The sequence below is a fragment of the Kamptonema sp. UHCC 0994 genome (assembly GCF_029167235.1).
In the GTDB taxonomy this organism is placed as follows: domain Bacteria; phylum Cyanobacteriota; class Cyanobacteriia; order Cyanobacteriales; family Microcoleaceae; genus Kamptonema.
The window spans coordinates 17,907-35,578 of the sequence record NZ_JARFTR010000142.1; the positions used below are offsets into that span (position 1 = coordinate 17,907).

The following is a 17,672-nucleotide window of genomic DNA, read 5'->3' on the forward strand; positions in this document are numbered from 1 at the left end:
TGTTAGTTGTTAGTTGTTAGTTGTTGATTGTTAATTGAATTGGTAACAGTTAACAGTTAACAGTTAACAGTTAACAGTTAACAGTTAACAGTTAACAGTTAACAGTTAACAATTAAGATATTGCCTTTGGCAAATTAGGACAAAACCATTGCGGTTTACGTAACTCAGGAAAACTCAAAACCACCAATAATAGAGTGCGACTGCAAGTAAGAGCAGTAAACATACTCACCATCACACCTAATCCCAGAGTCACGGCAAAACCTTTGACTAAACCCGATCCTAGCCAGAAAAGGGCAGCACAGGCAATCAGGGTGGTCACGTTGCCATCTAAAATACTAGAAAAAGCCCGATAAAAACCAGATTCTACAGAGCGATACAAAGTTTTACCAGCCCGCAATTCTTCCCGCGTGCGCTCAAAAATCAACACATTAGCATCAACAGCCATCCCAATACTGAGGATAAAACCAGCAATTCCTGGTAGCGTTAAAGTCACACCTAATAATACAAAACAAGCCCAAGTTAGCAGCGAATAAATTAAGAGCGATACATCCGCAATTAGTCCAGGCAGTCGATAGTAAGCGACCATAAAGATTAACACTAAAGCCAAACCACCAAGACCTGCATAAATACTGCTTTGAATGCTATCTCGACCTAAAGTAGCACCGACAGTGCGGTTCTCAACAATTTCTACTGGAACTGGCAAAGCGCCGCCGCGTAATTGTACTGCTAAATCGTTAGCTTCTTGGACTGTAAAGCTGCCTGTAATTTCTACATTGCCACCAGTAATGCCATTGGCTGCAAATTCAACGGGCACAGTTGGAGAACTAATCAACTTTTCATCTAAGTAAATACCAAGAGTTCGTCCTGTACCCGCCAGGTTTTTAGTCATTTTTGCAAATAGTTCTCCACCAGGGGGATCGAAGCGGAGAACTACTTTCCAATTATTGCTACCCTGGGTTGGTTCCGCTAGAGCATCTTTGAGGTTTTTGCCATTGAGTCCAGTAGGTTTATAGAGTTTAGCAATTGCCTCATAACTCCTCTTTAAAGCTGCCTGATTTTCTGCGATCGCGGCTTGATTCCCGCTATCTTTTAACTCTATTTGCTTCGCCAACAATTCCCCTTGCACTTGGCGCTCAATTCCTAACTGTGCTTCAGTTCCAGGCGACTGTTCCCGAAAATCCAACTGTGCAGTACCGCCTAAAACCCGCTCAGCTTGTTGAGGGTCGCTGACTCCTGGCAACTGTACGAGAATTTGGTCTTCTCCTACTGTTTGTACAACGGCTTCGGATACTCCTAAACCATTAACGCGATTTTCGACAATCCGCTGCACATCCTCTAACATTCGCTGCTCAATTTTAGGAATTGCCGGGGTAGTTTTTACCTGAATTGTAAGTTGCGACCCTCCTTGCAAGTCTAATCCCAGCCTTGGCGGAACTTTTACCACTACAGTGATTGCTGCAAGAACTAAAACTAAGATTAGAGCTAATAATGAACGCTGTTTTTGCATAACGTAACCCGGATCAAGAAATGATTATTATATCGCTATTTTGTGATTGTCTTAGGCATTGCTAATTGCTAATTGCTAATTGCTAATTGCTAATGTTTCTTCCTTAACAGTTAACAGTTAACAGTTAACAGTTAACCGTTAACCGTTAACCGTTAACCGTTAACAATTAACAATGCCTCTTGAACCTCAAACCCGCAGAGCAACCATTTTTTGGACTGCCTCGACAATTTGCGGCGGCTGGACGATTGTTAGTCTTTCCAATGTACCATTGTAAGGTGTAGGAATATCTTGGGAAGACAGCCGCAATACAGGGGCATCGAGTTCGTCGAATAGGCGATCGCTAATCGAAGCAATTAATTCCGCACCTATCCCACCAGTTTTCATGCACTCCTCAACAATAATTACTTTGTGAGTTTTGCGAACTGAAGCCCCGATCGTTTCCATATCGAGGGGTTTGAGGGAAATTAAGTCGATCACTTCTGGATCGTAACCTTCTTTGACCAATGCCGGCACTGCTTGCATGACGTGATGCCGCATCCGCGAATAAGTCAGGATCGTAACATCCTTGCCGGTTCGCACAATCTCTGCTTTATCTAGCGGGACTAGATATTCTTCCTCTGGCAAGTCTTCTTTGAGGTTGTAGAGGAGGACGTGCTCGAAGAAGAGAACGGGGTTATCGTCACGGATAGCTGACTTTAACAATCCTTTAGCATTATAAGGCGTAGAGGCAGCGACAATTTTTAGACCTGGTACTGCTTGGAAATAAGCTTCTAACCGTTGGGAGTGTTCAGCGCCAAGTTGCCTCCCCACCCCCCCTGGCCCGCGAATTACCATCGGCATTTTGAAGTTGCCGCCAGAAGTATAGCGCAGCATTCCCGCATTATTGGCAATTTGGTTGAAGGCTAGCAGCAAAAAGCCCATGTTCATGCCTTCGATAATCGGTCGCAGTCCCGTCATTGCCGCGCCTACAGCCATGCCTGTAAAGCTATTTTCAGCGATGGGGGTGTCGAGTACCCTCAAATCGCCATATTTTTTGTAGAGGTCTTTGGTCACTTTGTAGGAACCGCCATAGTGTCCTACGTCTTCGCCGAGTACGAATACGGCGGAGTCGCGGGCCATTTCTTCGTCAATGGCGGCGCGGAGGGCATTAAAGAATAAGGTTTCTGCCATCGGACTGTGTGATTGAGGTGGGTCAGACTAGCATATTACCCTTTTGGGGTGTAGTTAAGGTATGCGATCGCACTATTTGTTAACAGTTAACTGTTAACAGTTAACTGTTAACTATAATTGGTAATCCCTACTCCTTAGCTTCCCCATCTTCCCCATCCTCTTTTCTGCGATCGCTATGACTCAACCCCACAATCTCAATTTTTCTAATCAAGACTTGCGAAACCGCTCTTTTAAAGGTCTTGACCTCACTGGTGCAGATTTTAGCAGTTCTGACATTCGCGGTTGTAACTTCAGTGAGGCGATTTTAAGGGGGGCCAATTTTCAGGCTGCGAGGTGTGGAGAAAGCCGCAGGCGAGTAAGTATTCTGATTGCGCGTGCTGGCGGTGTGGCGATCGCAGTTACAATTGCAGGTGCTTTTGTGGGATTTGTTGCGGGTGCGGAAGCGGGAGCCGCCGCTATTACCGCTACAGCGGCCGTTGCGATCGCGATTACTAAAGTTGAGGCTGGAATTGTGGCAGGTGCGATCGCTGGTGCTGCGGCTGTTATCGGTTGTAACGGTATTATCACATTTTTGGGCGGAGATAGTCTCAGGGGAATATTATTATTTTTAGGATCTGGAATAATTTTTGGGTTAGCTACGATCGTGTTTTTTCAGACAGTTATTGAAGTTGAAAGTTTGAGTAAAACATCTTTTAAAGGAGCAGATTTGACTAATAGTAATTTTGATGAGGCGATGATTGAAGATACTGATTTTGCGGGTGCAATAGGTTGGCGGCGTGTATAATTATTGATTTTTCACCCATTTTCGGAATTCTCGCACGGCGGCGGTAACACCTAGATTTTGGCATTGAATCAGAAATTCATCAACTTTGGTGGGGGAAAGCATGGGGAAAGTGGGAGAGCGATCGCACTCTACGTACTGCCCATTTTGTAATTGATAAAATTTAATTGTTTCTCCATCATATCGCCAGAGTTCTGCTACACCTAAATCTGCATAGATATCAAATTGATTGAGAGAACTGCTAGTAATGTCAATTTCAACTGCTAAATCTGGCGGGGGAGTTTGAGTTAAGTCTAATTTAGCTATACCTCTAACTCGCGCTTCATTTTGGATATAGTAGCACGAATCAGGTTCTTTAGCTGCGTTTTTTTCGGAGCGCTTTAAGGTTACGGAACCACCCATTTCAATGTTAAAATTCAACTCATCAACAAAGGCTATAATCATAGCCTCTATTTTTCTGTTAGGATTCTCATGTTCCCAGAGTGGTGTCATAATTTCTAGGTTCCCTTTATGATATGAAAGTCTGCTAGAACGTTTGTCGCCAAGTTCCACTAGCAGGCTTTCAAAGAATTGCCAACTAATATTTTGTAGTAAAACTCGCTGTTCGGCTTGACGAATTGATGTTGTTACCATTTTACTCACCTTATCTACTTGAGTTTACGGTTGGCTAGGATTTTGATATAAAATTGTGCAATACAAACACAAATTATTCGCGCTCATTATCAGTATTGTAGCAATACTTTTCAGGATTGGTATAAATTTAAACCTGTTTTTTTCAACTTGTGATATGCTTTAGAAGAAATGATTAAAGGAAAGGTAAATTATGCCAGTCCAGTTACTCAAAAGGCTGTTCACAGTAGAAGAATACCATCTAATGACTAAAGCTGGTATCATTGCTGATAGCGACCGTGTAGAACTAATAGAAGGAGAAATTATCCTTATGGCTGCAATTGGAACTCGTCATGCAGGTTGCGTGAGGCGCGTAGCCAGAGTGTTCAGCCAACTTCCAGAAAACAGGGCTATTTTTGACGTACAAAATCCTGTCCAGTTGAGCGAACGAGCAGAACCGCAACCGGATGTAGTATTGCTACAACCTCGCGCTGATTACTATGATACAGCACATCCCACGCCCTCTGAAGTTTTGCTATTAGTAGAAGTGGCTGATAGTACAATTGATTATGACCGAGATGTGAAAATTCCTATTTATTCTCGTTCCCAAATTCAGGAAGTATGGCTAGTTAATTTAGTCGCAGAATGTTTAGAAGTCTACCGTCAGCCAACACCTAATGGTTATAGTTTAATCCAAAGATTTTGGCGAGGTCAGCAAGTTTCACCGCTAGCATTTCCTGAGTTAGAAGTGAGTTTAGATTTCGTACTAGGATAGATTAGGATAACTTTTAAGTTAAACGATCGCGAAAATATTGCTCATATAAACTGCACCTGGGAATACAATTATTTCCCTCAAGTTTCACCAAACCCATACTATTTAATTTAAACGCCAATTGCGAGCGTAGCCTTACCGCACCAGAAGACGTTACAACCTCCCTCATTCCATTCATCAATTCCGAATACTTCTCTAAATTCCACAAATGCCATCGCAAATGATCGCTGTAAATTCCCGCCTCACTTGGAGCCTCTTTCACTAACTTGGTTAAAGTCATATCTTGACGCGCAAGAGGAACTTTACACGGCTCGCAATGAGATCAATAATGCTTTAGTCGAGGAGTTAGATACAACAACCGAGACCACAAATTACAAGTATTCAGTTCGTGCAACTAACGCTAAGCAAGCTACCTTTAATTATGGAATCTCCAAAAAACCGGAGCTTAAAAGTTATGTTGGGGGTGCTTTTTTAATACCAACCAAGCCCTATCAGGAGAATGTAATAACAACAATATCCATCCTGTGTAGCACTGACAAACCCGGTACAATTACACCGCTACCTCCAAGGCTTCAAAACGGTGAATTAGTTTGCGGAAGTGGGACAACAGCCGTGACAAAATAGCGATCGTTGAAGGCTGCGATCGCCATTTTAAATAATTGTTAAAATAAATATGAGATCGCGCCTTTTCCTATAACCATCAGCTATCATTAGTTATCGCAAACATTTAGATTGCCTCTCGTCATCAAAGGAGCCAACAAATGAAAGTAAAAATGATTTTGCCAGCCCTCACCGAAGCCATCAGCCCCCACTGGCGGCCCATCAAATATTCCCTATTTCCACCCTTGGGATTAGCCACAATTGCCAGCTTTTTTAGTGAAGATGACGAAATCGACCTCCAAGACGAGCACGTTGAACCTTTAAACCTAGATGACGAACCAGATTTAGTAGTAATTCAAGTCTACATTACCTCCGCTTACCGCGCCTACGAATTAGCCGATTACTATCGCCAAAAAGGCGCTTATATCGCCCTCGGCGGCCTCCATGTCACCTCCCTCCCAGAAGAAGCCGCCGCCCATGCTGATACCATATTTCTCGGCCCTGGCGAAGATACTTGGCCGCAATTTCTTAAAGATTGGCATTTAGGCAAACCAGAAAAAGTTTATACCTCTAGAAATCGCACTTTGATCGGTGTTCCCAAAATCCGCCGCGATTTAATCAAACGCCAACTATACTTAGTGCCAAATTCCATTGTCGTATCGCGCGGTTGTCCTCACCACTGCGATTTTTGCTACAAAGAATCATTCTTCAAAGGTGGCAAATCTTTCTACACCCAAACAGTCGATCATGCCTTAGCTGAAATTGAAAGATTACCAGGAAAACACCTATTTTTTCTCGACGATCACCTATTTGGAGATGTCCGTTTTGCCAGCGCCTTATTTGACGGTTTAAAAGGCATGGGGCGAGTATGGCAAGCTGCGGGAACAGTTCATGCAATTTTGCAGCCAGATTTGTTAGAAAAAGCTGTAGAAAGTGGGTTGCGTAGTTTGTTTGTCGGCTTTGAAACCCTCAATTCTATCAATCTACGAGAACAGCACAAATATCACAACCTAAATCGCGATTACAGTGCCGCAATCCGGCGTTTACATGACATGGGTGTGATGATTAATGGCAGTTTTGTTTTCGGTATGGACGAAGATGATGAAACTGTGTTTGATACCACTGTAGAATGGGCAGTAAATAACGGGATTGAAACTGCCACATTTCACATTTTAACACCCTATCCTGGTACAGACTTGTATCAGCGAATGGATGCAGAAAAGCGGATCGATCATCACAATTGGGATTTGTACGATACTCGCAATGTTGTATTTAAACCTAAGAAAATGACCCCAGAAGTTTTAGAAGCTGGTTACTGGCGGGCCTATCGAGATTTCTATCGATGGAGTTCAATATTTCAAGGAGTTGCCACTAAAAATACTTGGAATCATCGAATGCGACATTTACTCTATGCAGGCGGTTGGAAAAAATTTGAGCCCCTGTGGGATGTGATTATTCGGGCGGAAAAAATAGCCAAAATACAGCCGATGTTAGAAACTATTCTCAGCGGATTTAAGAAAAATCCAACTTTGGAAAGTCAAACTGCTCAAAAATCAATTCCTGAATTAGTTCATTAACTGCTATAAAAAAGGGGGAATATCAAAAGCCCCCTTGTGCTTTTTAAGAGTTGGGGGCTCTCTTCTACGTAAATCCTAAAGTAATCAACTAAATCGGTGTACTCCACGCTAGAGCAAAAATACCAACGTTTGCAAAAAGAATTAGTTGGCGGTGCGATCGCCCTTGGCGGCATTTTTTGCATCGGCACCCTTTGGTATAGCCTGATTGAAGGGTGGCCGCCCCTCGATGCCGCTTACATGACAGTATTTACTCTAGCAACAGTAGGTTATGGCGAAATTCACCCCCTTGGATCGCGAGGCCGACTTTTTACCATCTACCTAATTTTAATGGGCGTTGTCACCATCGGTTATATCGTCAACCGCTTTACAGAAGCCCTAATTCAAGGTTACTTTCAAGAAGGAGCTAGACTGAGGCAACAACGGCGCTTGGTAGATTCATTAGTTGGACATTACATTCTCTGCGGTTTTGGGCGCATGGGTCGCCAAATTGCCTTAGAGTTCAAAGCAGAAGGTATCCCTTTTGTCATCGTAGACTCTAACGCAGATTCCATCCAAGATGCCATTTTATTAGGCTATAAAGCGATTCAAGGCGACGCTACTCTTGACGACACCCTGCTGAATGTGGGAATTAAACGGGGAGTCTGTATAGTATCGGCATTACCCTCGGATGCAGAAAATCTTTATGCAGTTTTGTCGGCAAAAACCCTCAACCCGAATGTGCGGGCAATCGTGCGGGCGACAACAGAAGAAGCAGTACAAAAGTTACAGCGGGGTGGTGCAGATGCAGTGATTTCACCTTACATTACAGGCGGAAAAAGGATGGCCGCTGCTGCGTTACGCCCTCAAGTTATGGACTTCGTGGATGGAATTTTGACGGGAACCGATCGCTCTTTTTACATGGAAGAATTTCTCGTCGATCCCGAAAGTTGCCCCTATTCGGGGCAAACCCTCAGAGATGCTAAACTGCGATCGCAATCAGGAGCATTAGTATTAGCAATTCGCCGCGACGATGGTACATTGATCGCAGGCCCCACCGCTGACACCACCATCGCAGGCGGAGATATGCTGATTTGCATGGGAACTGCTGAACAATTGCGCGAACTTAATAAAATTCTTAGTCCTCTCAAAACTCCTTTTCCTAGACCTCCTAAACAAACACCTCTTGGAGGGTAATTGCTAATTGCTAATTGGTAATTGGTAATTGGTAATTGCTAATTGCTAATTGCTAATTGCTAATCAGTGCGTAATACCAAATCCGGGGAAAGTCATCCCCTTTATGTTGTCATTGCGAACGAAGTGAAGCAATCGCCTAGTCTCTGCGATTGCTTCTGTTTGCTTCGTTCCTCGCAACTCGCAATGACGTAAAGGTGGTAGTAAACCTAGATTTGGTATAATAGCCACTAACAACTAACAACTAACAACTAACAATTAACAAGTAAATCTGGAACTTGGCGAGAAGAAGTAGACCAACTCATCAAACAAATCGTCATTTGTGGGCCACTTAGCATTTTTTCATTAGCAACAATAGACTGAAACTTTTCATAACTCAATCCCCAAACTTTACATTCAAAACTAGCATTAACTCGCTTACCTCCTTGGCGAATCGCCGCCCATTTACAGTCAGGCATAATGTTCTCTAAAAATGCTTCTGCTTCCTGCTTTGAAGCAAATCCGAAATAATCTACCCAGCGCACTCCATCGGCGGCCAGCGAGAAAATCCGACTGCTAATCCTGAGTGGCAGCCAATTTGCCGTTTGAGGACAAGCTGATAACATTTGCTTCCAAGCATCGATTACCAGACACAGTTCGCTCTTATTTAACGCTTTCCATTTCTTCGGCGTTCCTAGAATTTTGGCAATCACAGGATCGCAAAAAACCTCTGCTTTCTGGGATTTTTGGATCTGAGTTATTGTCTTGAGTAACTGCTCTTTTGTTGTTGGCGTTTTAGACATAATTCTTACCGCCTTTGCCTGCTTTATATAACCATTATAACTCTTATTGATTTATTCGTCAAGTCAAGCCTTAAAGGAAAATTTTAATATACCCTGGCGATTGGAAATCGCGGCTATACAAACAAAGTCCGCCTACGCGGACTCAAGAGGTTCTGATACTAAATCCGGGTTAGTCATCCCCTTTATTAGTAATAATCCGTCATTGCGAGCCAAGCGAAGCGCAGTTGCGAGGTACGAAGCAAGCCCGAAGCAATCGCAGAGACTAGGCGATTGCTTCGGGCAAGATCCAGCTTGCTTCGTTCCTCGCAACGCTTCGCGCCTCAGATTGCTTCGCTTCGCTCCCTAACAGTTAACAGTTAACCGTTAACCGTTAACAATTAACAATTCCTGCAACCGCAGCCCGCAAATTACCTTGATATTCTGCCAAAACCCGATCGCACTCTTCCTTGTCCAAACCAGTCCAGTGCATCATTAAAGCTAACTTTACAGACTTATTGCTTTTCTCCAATAAAAAACCAGCCTCATCCCGGCTCAAATCTGTCAAATCTTGCAAAATCCGCACAGCGCGATCGCGCAACTTCTTATTAGTCACCGCCACATCAACCATGCGATTTCCGTACACCTTCCCCAACTTCACCATCACCCCAGTCGAAAGAATATTCAGCGCCATTTTCGTCACAGTACCCGCCTTCAGCCGCGTCGAACCCGCCACCACCTCCGGGCCCACCAACAAGCGAATATCAACATCAGCCTCAGCATCCACTTGTTCAGCAGGCACACAAGCCATAAAAATAGTCTTAGCCCCCCGTTGGCGGGCGGCCTGTAAAGCACCTGTCACAAAGGGCGTTGTTCCCCCAGCCGTAATCCCCACAACCACATCCAAAGCAGTAACATGACGGTGTGCGATCGCCTCCGCCCCGTCATGGGCCCGATCCTCCAAATCCTCCGAGCTCCGCACCAAAGCCCCCGCACCCCCCGCAATAATCCCCTGTACCAACTCCGGCGGCGTACAAAAAGTGGGCGGACATTCAGCCGCATCCAAAACCCCCAAACGCCCAGAAGTACCCGCACCCACATAAAACAGCCTTCCTCCTTGACGCAAAGCCGTAGAGGTGATGTCAATCGCTATTGCTAAAGCTTGACGAGCAGATGCGATCGCCGCTAAAGTTTGAGCATCCTCACGATTAAACAGATCCACCAACTCCAGAGAACTCAACTGGTCTAAATTCTCACTATTGGCATTCACCTGTTCCGTCAACAAATGCCCACGTTCATCCAAATTTTTCATCTTTCAATTAACCTCATGTGTCATTTCTTTTGTGGGCAAGTGTTTGCAATCAGACGGGGAGCGGGGGAGAGAGGAAGAGGGGCTAGGGGCTAGGGGCTAGGGGAAGCGTGAAAGAAGGGGAACAAGGGAATAATTTACTGCATTTTCCTTCATCCTTCTTCCTTCTTCCTTCATCCTTCTTCCTTCATAAAAGTCCTTCCAGCCGGCGACGAATAGCGTCAAGTTCGCTGATTGGCATTTCCGAATCCTTCTTCTGTTCCACCTGCCAGTCAGTCTGTTCTACATTACTTTCTGGTGGAATAGCCAGAGCTCCCGCCGGGATCAGTTCCCAGTCATAATCAACACTATTGCAAAACTCCTTAACCTCCTCATCTTGGATTGCTTCCACCACAGGCGTAGGGAAATCCTGAGCCTCCAACATCACACCAAAGCGCTCAGCGTCGTCTTCCGACTCAAACATCAGCACCTTATTGCGATCGCCGATCTGTATAGTATGGATTCCCTCATTCTCCGTTCGAGCATTAAACAGTAAGACGAACACTCGCATAAGTTTCTCAGATCCTCAGTTACCACCGTTTTTTATATTAAAGGCGATCGGCGAGAATTAATGGGGAGAGCGGAAAAGTGCGATCGCGTCTTTATTGAATAGGACTTACGCAAAACGTACTTCTGCCATTGCTAAGGCTAAGCCTGCGCGTAGCGCTTGACTTTATGAAGCAATCTCAAACCTAGGTTTTTGGTATCTCATCCTTAAGTCCTATTTAAAATAAATCGCGTCTATGTTGAGTTGGTTGAAGGCGTTAGTCTGTGTTTAGATTGAGTTTGGTCAAAGTTCCTCGACTGAACCTGACTCTGTACAGAAGTGTCTATATTTTGAGCAAACAGAGTGAAGACACTTATAGCAAATGCCAAGCTCGTTAGGACGTTCTGATTTCCTGAAACCCTTAATGCTATTCTCTTCTTTCCCTAGCCCCTAGCCTAAGCGCCCCTCTTTTCCCCCTCTTTCCCTAGCCCCTAGCCCCTAGCCCCTAGCCCCTTCTTCCCTAGCTATAGCTCTTCTGTTGCAAGCATGACGAATCCCAACATCGACAATCAACCAGAACCCCGTCCCTCCCGCCGCAGATGGCGGCCGCTAATTTTGAGCGGTATAGGATTGGGAATTGTTACCATAACTGGGGCCTTGGTGGCGGCTTGGTGGATACAAGAAGAGTTAGCACCCCTAGTTGAGACTGAAATTAGCCAACTATTGAAGCGGCCAGTTAAAGTCGGGCGGCTGGAAAGATTTTCTCTGACTGGTTTACGCTTTGGTAGCTCGTCGATACCAGCAACTCCTACCGATCCCGATAATGCCTCGACTGAAGCTGTCGAAGTACACTTTTCTGTGGGGGATTTGATCTTCAGACGTACCTTAAAGCTCAACATCACTTTAGTCAACTCCAATGCCTATATAGAGCAAGATGCTAATGGCAAGTGGATTAATATCGAAACGGCTAAAGGGCCTGAAGGCGGCGTAATTAAAACCGAAATCGACACTATCCGAGTTGAAAATGCCAATGCTGTACTCGTACCCTCTCCAGCGGTAGGACAGAAAACCTCAGCCCCGATTTCGGTGAAGCTCAAAGATGGTAACGCTCAACTTAGAGAACAAAATCAGCGAATTCTCTACGAACTTAATGGTCAATTTATTACCAGTGGTAACTTCCGAGTCAAGGCAGACTCGCTATTGCCAACTGGTGAAACGAATGTACTATTACAAGGGCAAAATCTACCTGTTTCTGAACTGGCACGTTTGCTGAAAGCTCCGGCAATTAGTTTGGTTGGGGGTCAAGGAAGTGGCAATTTAACTGTCAGTTTGCAGCAAAATAAACTATCGGATATCACTGGGATAGCTAGCTTTCAGGGTGTGGAGGCGATCGTTAATCCGTTGAAACAACCGCTGAAGAATACTACGGGTCAAGTGCGGTTTAAGGAAGGTGCGATCGCAATAGATAATTTTAGTACCAAGTACAGTGAGATTCCAATTAAAATCGCAGGCACGCTTCAAACTGGGCCTAACTTTGACCTGGGACAAACTAAGTTTAATTTAGCTACTAATATTCAGCCTGTAACTGTGGCGGTGTTGCTGAATGCAGCTAATAAAGAACTCTCAAAGCCTTTGCAATTGCCAATTCCTGTAGCGGGGGAAGTGAAACTAGAAGGTAAACTTACTGGGGATCTTTCTCAACCTTTGTTTTTAGGCGCGATCGCAACTACAAAGCCAGTTCAAATCGATCGCCTCCAATTTAGCAATATCAGCACTCGCTTTGCAGTAGAAAGAGGAAGAACTTTTGAGCGGGGGAGTGGGGGAGCACAGGGTGCTAAATCCTCCCCATCCTCCCCATCTTCCCTATCTTCCCCATCCTCCCCATCCTCCCCATCTTCCCCACCTTCCCCATCTTTCCCCTCCTCTCTGCTTGTATCTTTGAGCGATATTCGGGTAACGCCAAGTGCTGGGGGTGATATTACTGGTAAAGGTCAAGTTGATATAGCTTTGGGAGAGGGTAATTTGCGATCTGGGGTGGTACTAGATGTCGCGGCCAAGGATTTACCAGCAGATGCGATCGCCCGAATTTACCAAGTATCTCTTCCTGCTGAAGTTGCGATCGGCAATATCTCCGCTAAAGCTCAGATTTTCGGCCCTCTTGATAATATCCAGGGCCGAGTGCAATGGCAAGCACCACAAGCTACATATCCGGCGACTGGTGAAATTCGGATCGCGCGATCGGCAGTAGGTTTGCAGAATGTGGCGCTGAGCGTTGCTGGTGGTACTGTGAATGTTAGCGGTGTTCTCAATAACCGCCGTTGGCAAGCCTTGGTGGGAGCCGATCGCGTCGATCTCAATCGTTTACAGCAAGAGATACCGTCACTGTCAATACCTGCTGATTTAGAGGGGCTTGTGAGCGGCCGCGTACTGGCTGCGGGAACTTTGGACAATTTGAACCTAAATGCGATCGCAGCTAGGGGAATCGGCAGTTTAACCACCGCTGGAGGGACGATCGATGGTAGGGGGGTATTGGATAAAGGTCAATGGCAAGGGATTGCGGAGTCAGAGACGATCGCGATCGCTTCTCTGGCAGATTTGGGATTGCCAATTTTAAATGCTGTTAACCCCGAAGCTACTAAGCTGAAAGCTCAACTGCAAAATCTGCAAACCCTAGATGGGCGGGTATCCGGGCAAATTCGAGTAGCTGGGCCTTTGGATAAGTTGAATTTGAATGCGATCGCGGCTGATGCCAAAGGGCGAATTAATGTCGCTGGGGGAACTGTCAATGCCAGTGGTAAGCTGGAATCTGGGCGCTGGCTAGGGATTGCAGACGCAAACGCGATCGCACTCAATCCGATTATTAATGCTGGACTGCCCTTTATTGATGGGACTGACCCCCAGACCAACAATCTTAGAGCTCAACTGCAAAATCTACAATCCCTGAATGGGCGAGTTTCCGGGCAAATTCGAGCAGCAGGGCCTTTGAATAACTTGACTTTGAATGCGATCGCGGCTGATGGTAATGGACGCATTGCTGTGGCTGGCGGTACTCTTAATCTCAAAGGCGAACTAGGCGGTGGCAGATGGCAGGGAGTTGCAGGGGCAGATGCGATCGCACTCAATCCAATTATTAACGCTGGATTGCCATTTGTCAATACTAATATCAAAGCTCAACTGCAAAATCTGCAATCTCTCAATGGGCGATTAACAGGTCAATTGCAAGCATCTGGGCCCTTGGAAAACTTAACAGCAAATGCGATAACTGCCTTTGCCGATGGGCGCATTGTTACTAATCAATTAGGCGCAATTGTCGCTCAAGGTAAATTAGAAAAAAGCAGTTGGCAAGCATTCCTGCAAACTAATAATTTAGCTCTGAACCGTTTAGAACAACCATTAAAACAAGCGGGACTGCTAACGGCCGATCTACCATCAGAAATAGATGGATCTTTAGATGGGAGAATACGCCTATCCGGGAATTTGAACAACTTAAGTGGTAATGCAATTGTTGCTAACGGTGAAGGTCAACTCAGACTCAATGATGGCGGTGGAATTGTCAATGGCAGAGGTCAATTAACTGGAGGTAATTGGCTAGCAACTATTGAAGGCGATCGAGTTGCCTTAAGCCGCTTTCAACAAGTTTGGTTAGCACAAACTTCGCGCTTGCGAGCCCAAGGCTTAATCGGTCAAGCTCAAAACTTGCCTTTACTCGGAGGACTTTTCAACGGTCAAATTAACTTATCTGGCCCCTTAGCTGTTGTACCCCAAGCAATTCGCGCTGCTGGTCGTTTCCAAGTATCAGAATTGCCTTTTCTTAATCAACCCTTTGCGGCTGTATTTAACTGGGATGGTAAACGAGTACAAGTTGAAAATGCTGCTACTCCGGGATTGAGCGCCAATGGATTTTTTGGTGTAGAATTTGAAGGGAAAGGACTACCTTCTATTTCTAATTTGGATTTTAATGTTAAACTCTCCAATTTTGACTTAAACTCCTTACCAATTCCTACACCGCCAGCACTTCAAAATGTCAGCGGGCCGACTTTAGTAGCAGGAAAAGCCGATTTTGTAGGGCGGCTTTCTGGAACTTTAGCCAATATCAATTTAGTTGGCGATTTGCGATTGCGTGACTTAGCGGTAAATAAGGTAGAATTTGAACCGGTCATGTTGGGTACTGTGAATGGAGGATTAGGTCGCGGATTGGAATTGAATTTAGCAGGCCAACAAGACCGAATTCAGGTAGCTTTAGATCGGACTTATTTACCAACATCATTTTTAATTAGGCGTGGAGATGCGATCGCCAGCGGTCGTACTCAAGGTGATATTCTGCAAGTTAATCTCGAACAGTTTCCTCTGGCTACTTTGAACTTGACACCCGCCAAGGATCGAGGGTTGGGGCCGATAACTGGTTTGGCTTCCGGTCAAATTAATATACCAGGCTGGAAAATGCCGCTAAATGTGGCGAATCTGCAAGCATCGGGACAAATCGCGATCGCCCAACCTGCGATCGGTTACATTAGAGCTGATAATTTCCAAGGGCAATTTAACTATGCTAATGGTGTTGCTAGCCTGATTAATGGTGAATTACGACTAAGACAAAGCCAATACCTGATTTCTGGAACCGTTAAAGCTGGCGATAACCCCGAATTTGCAGGCAAAATTAATGCCAAGCAAGGCAATTTGCAAGATATCCTGGTGGCGTTGCAATATTTTAACTTCAGTGACATTGCACGCGGCTTAAAACCTCCCGTTTATGGGACAGCGGCGGACGTACAAACGGTGGCTGTAGGGATGCCAGATGCTCCCTTAATCGAGCAATTGCGCCGTTTTGCAGAAATTCAAGTCCTCTTACAACAACAGCGTGAGGCTCAAGCATCCTCGAAAATACCGCCTTTATCGGAATTGCAAGGGAATTTTGGCGGTGAAATCTCTGTAGCGGGTTCTTTACGGACAGGAGTACAAGCTCAGTTTAACGTTGCGGGGAATGATTGGCGTTGGGGAAATTATGTTGCAGAACAGTTCAGCGTTGAGGGTAGTTTTCAAGATGGTACTTTGACTGTTTTACCCCTGCGAATTAAGTCTGGAGAGACGCTGATTGGCTTTTCGGGGCAAATTGGACAAAAAGGGCAGTCGGGCCAGTTACGAGTGAAAAATGTCCCAGTGGAGGAGTTGGCGAAAATTGTCGAATTGCCTTATGTAGATGTTACGGGCAATCTCAATCTGAGAGCAAATATCGCAGGTACTTTGGACAATCCGCAGGCGATTGGGGAACTGAGTTTGGTTAACGGTACAATTAATACTGAGCCAATTGAGAATGCTGAAGGCAGTTTTAGCTACACTAATGCCCGTCTCAATTTCAGCGGTAGTGCTTTGGTGACTGCTGCGGAACCGATAACTGTACAGGGAAGTTTGCCTTTTGAGTTGCCTTTTGCAACCGTAAAGCCGGATAGCGACCAAATTGCCTTGAATGTCAATCTCAAAAATGAGGGGTTGGCGATTATTAATGTGCTCACGCCGCAAATTGCTTGGGTTGATGGTAAGGGACAGGTACAACTCAAGGTAGGTGGGACTTTACAGCAGCCGGCGGCGGAAGGGATTGCGACTTTTGAGAATGCGACGGTGCGATCGCCCGCTTTTCCCGATCCGCTGACGGGGTTGACGGGAATTGTGCGGTTTGAGGGCGATCGCATTCGCGTGGAAGGTTTACAAGGACAATTGAGTCAGGGTAAGGTAACGGCGGTTGGGACAATACCGCTGGTTGTACCTCTGGCTGAGGGCGATCGCGATCGGGCAAATCGGCTAACAGTCGCTTTGGATAAGTTGGCTTTGAATCTGAAGGGACTTTACCGAGGTGGTGCCAATGGTCAAATTATTGTAGCAGGAACGGCTTTGAGGCCTTCTCTGGGCGGTAATATTGACCTTTCTAACGGTCAGGTGTTTCTCCCTGGGTCTGGTAGTAGTACAACGGTGGTATCGACAACAGGGGGGCGATCGCAGTCCTTTGAGGTGGGATTGGATAATCTGCGGTTGAATTTGGGTAAGGGAGTCCAGGTGACGAGTCCGCCGATACTCAGTTTTTTGGCAACTGGGGGTTTAACTGTAAATGGGACGCTGGATGAGTTGCGGCCCCAGGGTACGATTAAGCTAACAGCCGGGGCGGTGAATTTGTTTACTACCCAATTCCGCCTCGATCGCGGCTACCCGCAAACGGCAACTTTTATACCATCTCAAGGGCTAGACCCAACTCTGGACGTGCGTTTGGTGACATCAGTACCAGAGGTAACGCGGTTTGTAACACCGACTTCGGCTTTGTCTTCTGAGATCGCGGATAATCCGACTGGGATTAATTCTGGTAGTGTCCGCAGCATCCGCATTCAAGCTTTAGCCCAGGGAAGGGCTTCTCAGTTGGCGGAAAATATCGAGTTGCGGAGTTCTCCAACTCGTTCGGAAACGGAAATTGTGGCTTTGTTGGGCGGTAGTTTTGTACAGACTTTGGGGGCGGGAGACAGTACGCTAGCGATCGCGAATTTGGCAGGTGCGGGTTTATTTAGTAATCTTCAGTCTGCGGTAACGAATGCTACGGGATTAACGGAATTTCGCCTATTTCCTACTAGGATCAGAAAAGAGGAAGCGAAAAGTTCTTCTTCGTCTACTTTGGGTTTAGGTTTGGAGGTTGGTCTTGATATTACACGCAATGTTTCTGCTTCTGTAATTCGCGTGCTCGCGCCGAACCAGCCGACTGAATTTACTCTCCGCTATCGTTTGAGTGATGAGGTTTTGTTGCGCGGTTCGACTAATTTTCAAGGTGATAATCGGGCAACTGTTGAATATGAAGTGAGGTTTTAGGAACTCTGAACGTCTTAACCACCTTGACCGTTGCTATACCTCCTGCCTCCTCT

The 17,672-nt window shown here is 45.6% G+C and carries 13 protein-coding genes; 6 read left to right on the forward strand and 7 right to left on the reverse strand.

All coding sequences use genetic code 11. The features are described from left to right. Window positions 1-112: 112 nt before the first annotated feature. Both secD and PY364_RS13455 read right to left on the reverse strand, forming a co-directional pair. A complete protein-coding gene (secD, locus tag PY364_RS13450; RefSeq protein ID WP_275523210.1) occupies window positions 113-1,507 on the reverse strand; it encodes a protein translocase subunit SecD in 1,395 nt (464 codons plus the stop codon). A gap of 186 nt (window positions 1,508-1,693) precedes the next feature. After that, the gene (locus PY364_RS13455) at window positions 1,694-2,677 is read right to left on the reverse strand and encodes an alpha-ketoacid dehydrogenase subunit beta (protein ID WP_275523212.1); all 984 of its coding nucleotides are present in this window, start codon (window positions 2,675-2,677) and stop codon (window positions 1,694-1,696) included. Window positions 2,678-2,852: 175 nt separating this feature from the next. On the opposite strand from PY364_RS13455, the gene PY364_RS13460 reads away from it, so the two are divergent. Continuing rightward, window positions 2,853-3,461, forward strand: a complete 609-nt coding sequence (locus PY364_RS13460) for a pentapeptide repeat-containing protein (RefSeq protein WP_275523214.1) — start codon at window positions 2,853-2,855, stop codon at window positions 3,459-3,461. On the opposite strand, the gene PY364_RS13465 is transcribed toward PY364_RS13460, so the two are convergent. Further along, window positions 3,462-4,091 carry a Uma2 family endonuclease gene (locus PY364_RS13465; protein WP_275523215.1) on the reverse strand — a complete coding sequence of 210 codons (630 nt, stop codon included), beginning with the start codon at window positions 4,089-4,091 and terminating at the stop codon, window positions 3,462-3,464. Between the two features lie 190 nt (window positions 4,092-4,281). On the opposite strand from PY364_RS13465, the gene PY364_RS13470 reads away from it, so the two are divergent. Beyond that, window positions 4,282-4,842 carry a Uma2 family endonuclease gene (locus PY364_RS13470; RefSeq protein WP_275523216.1) on the forward strand — a complete coding sequence of 187 codons (561 nt, stop codon included), beginning with the start codon at window positions 4,282-4,284 and terminating at the stop codon, window positions 4,840-4,842. Between the two features lie 13 nt (window positions 4,843-4,855). On the opposite strand, the gene PY364_RS13475 is transcribed toward PY364_RS13470, so the two are convergent. Beyond that, window positions 4,856-5,119: an AAA-like domain-containing protein gene (locus PY364_RS13475; RefSeq protein ID WP_343277575.1), complete on the reverse strand. Its 264-nt coding sequence runs from the start codon at window positions 5,117-5,119 to the stop codon at window positions 4,856-4,858. Here PY364_RS13475 and PY364_RS13480 point away from each other — a divergent pair. From PY364_RS13480 to PY364_RS13490, 3 genes are all read left to right on the forward strand, one after another. Beyond that, complete coding sequence (locus PY364_RS13480; RefSeq protein WP_275523217.1) at window positions 5,086-5,463, forward strand: type IV pilin-like G/H family protein; 378 nt, start codon at window positions 5,086-5,088, stop codon at window positions 5,461-5,463. The genes PY364_RS13475 and PY364_RS13480 overlap by 34 nt on opposite strands. Before the next feature lie 137 nt (window positions 5,464-5,600). Then, window positions 5,601-7,016, forward strand: a complete 1,416-nt coding sequence (locus PY364_RS13485) for a radical SAM protein (protein ID WP_275523218.1) — start codon at window positions 5,601-5,603, stop codon at window positions 7,014-7,016. Window positions 7,017-7,112: 96 nt separating this feature from the next. Next, on the forward strand, window positions 7,113-8,189 hold the full coding sequence (locus PY364_RS13490) for a potassium channel protein (RefSeq protein WP_275523219.1): 1,077 nt from the start codon (window positions 7,113-7,115) through the stop codon (window positions 8,187-8,189). A 248-nt stretch (window positions 8,190-8,437) separates the two neighbouring features. On the opposite strand, the gene PY364_RS13495 is transcribed toward PY364_RS13490, so the two are convergent. From PY364_RS13495 to PY364_RS13505, 3 genes are all read right to left on the reverse strand, one after another. Then, entirely contained in the window at window positions 8,438-8,968 is a 531-nt protein-coding gene (locus tag PY364_RS13495) for a hypothetical protein (RefSeq protein WP_275523220.1), read from the reverse strand. 370 nt (window positions 8,969-9,338) lie between these two features. After that, on the reverse strand, window positions 9,339-10,256 hold the full coding sequence (gene murQ, locus PY364_RS13500) for an N-acetylmuramic acid 6-phosphate etherase (RefSeq protein WP_275523221.1): 918 nt from the start codon (window positions 10,254-10,256) through the stop codon (window positions 9,339-9,341). 184 nt (window positions 10,257-10,440) lie between these two features. Next, window positions 10,441-10,803 (reverse strand): DUF3110 domain-containing protein, encoded by a 363-nt coding sequence (locus PY364_RS13505; RefSeq protein WP_275523222.1) that lies wholly within the window; start codon window positions 10,801-10,803, stop codon window positions 10,441-10,443. A 522-nt stretch (window positions 10,804-11,325) separates the two neighbouring features. Here PY364_RS13505 and PY364_RS13510 point away from each other — a divergent pair. Then, complete coding sequence (locus tag PY364_RS13510; RefSeq protein WP_275523223.1) at window positions 11,326-17,619, forward strand: translocation/assembly module TamB domain-containing protein; 6,294 nt, start codon at window positions 11,326-11,328, stop codon at window positions 17,617-17,619. Window positions 17,620-17,672 lie beyond the last annotated feature (53 nt).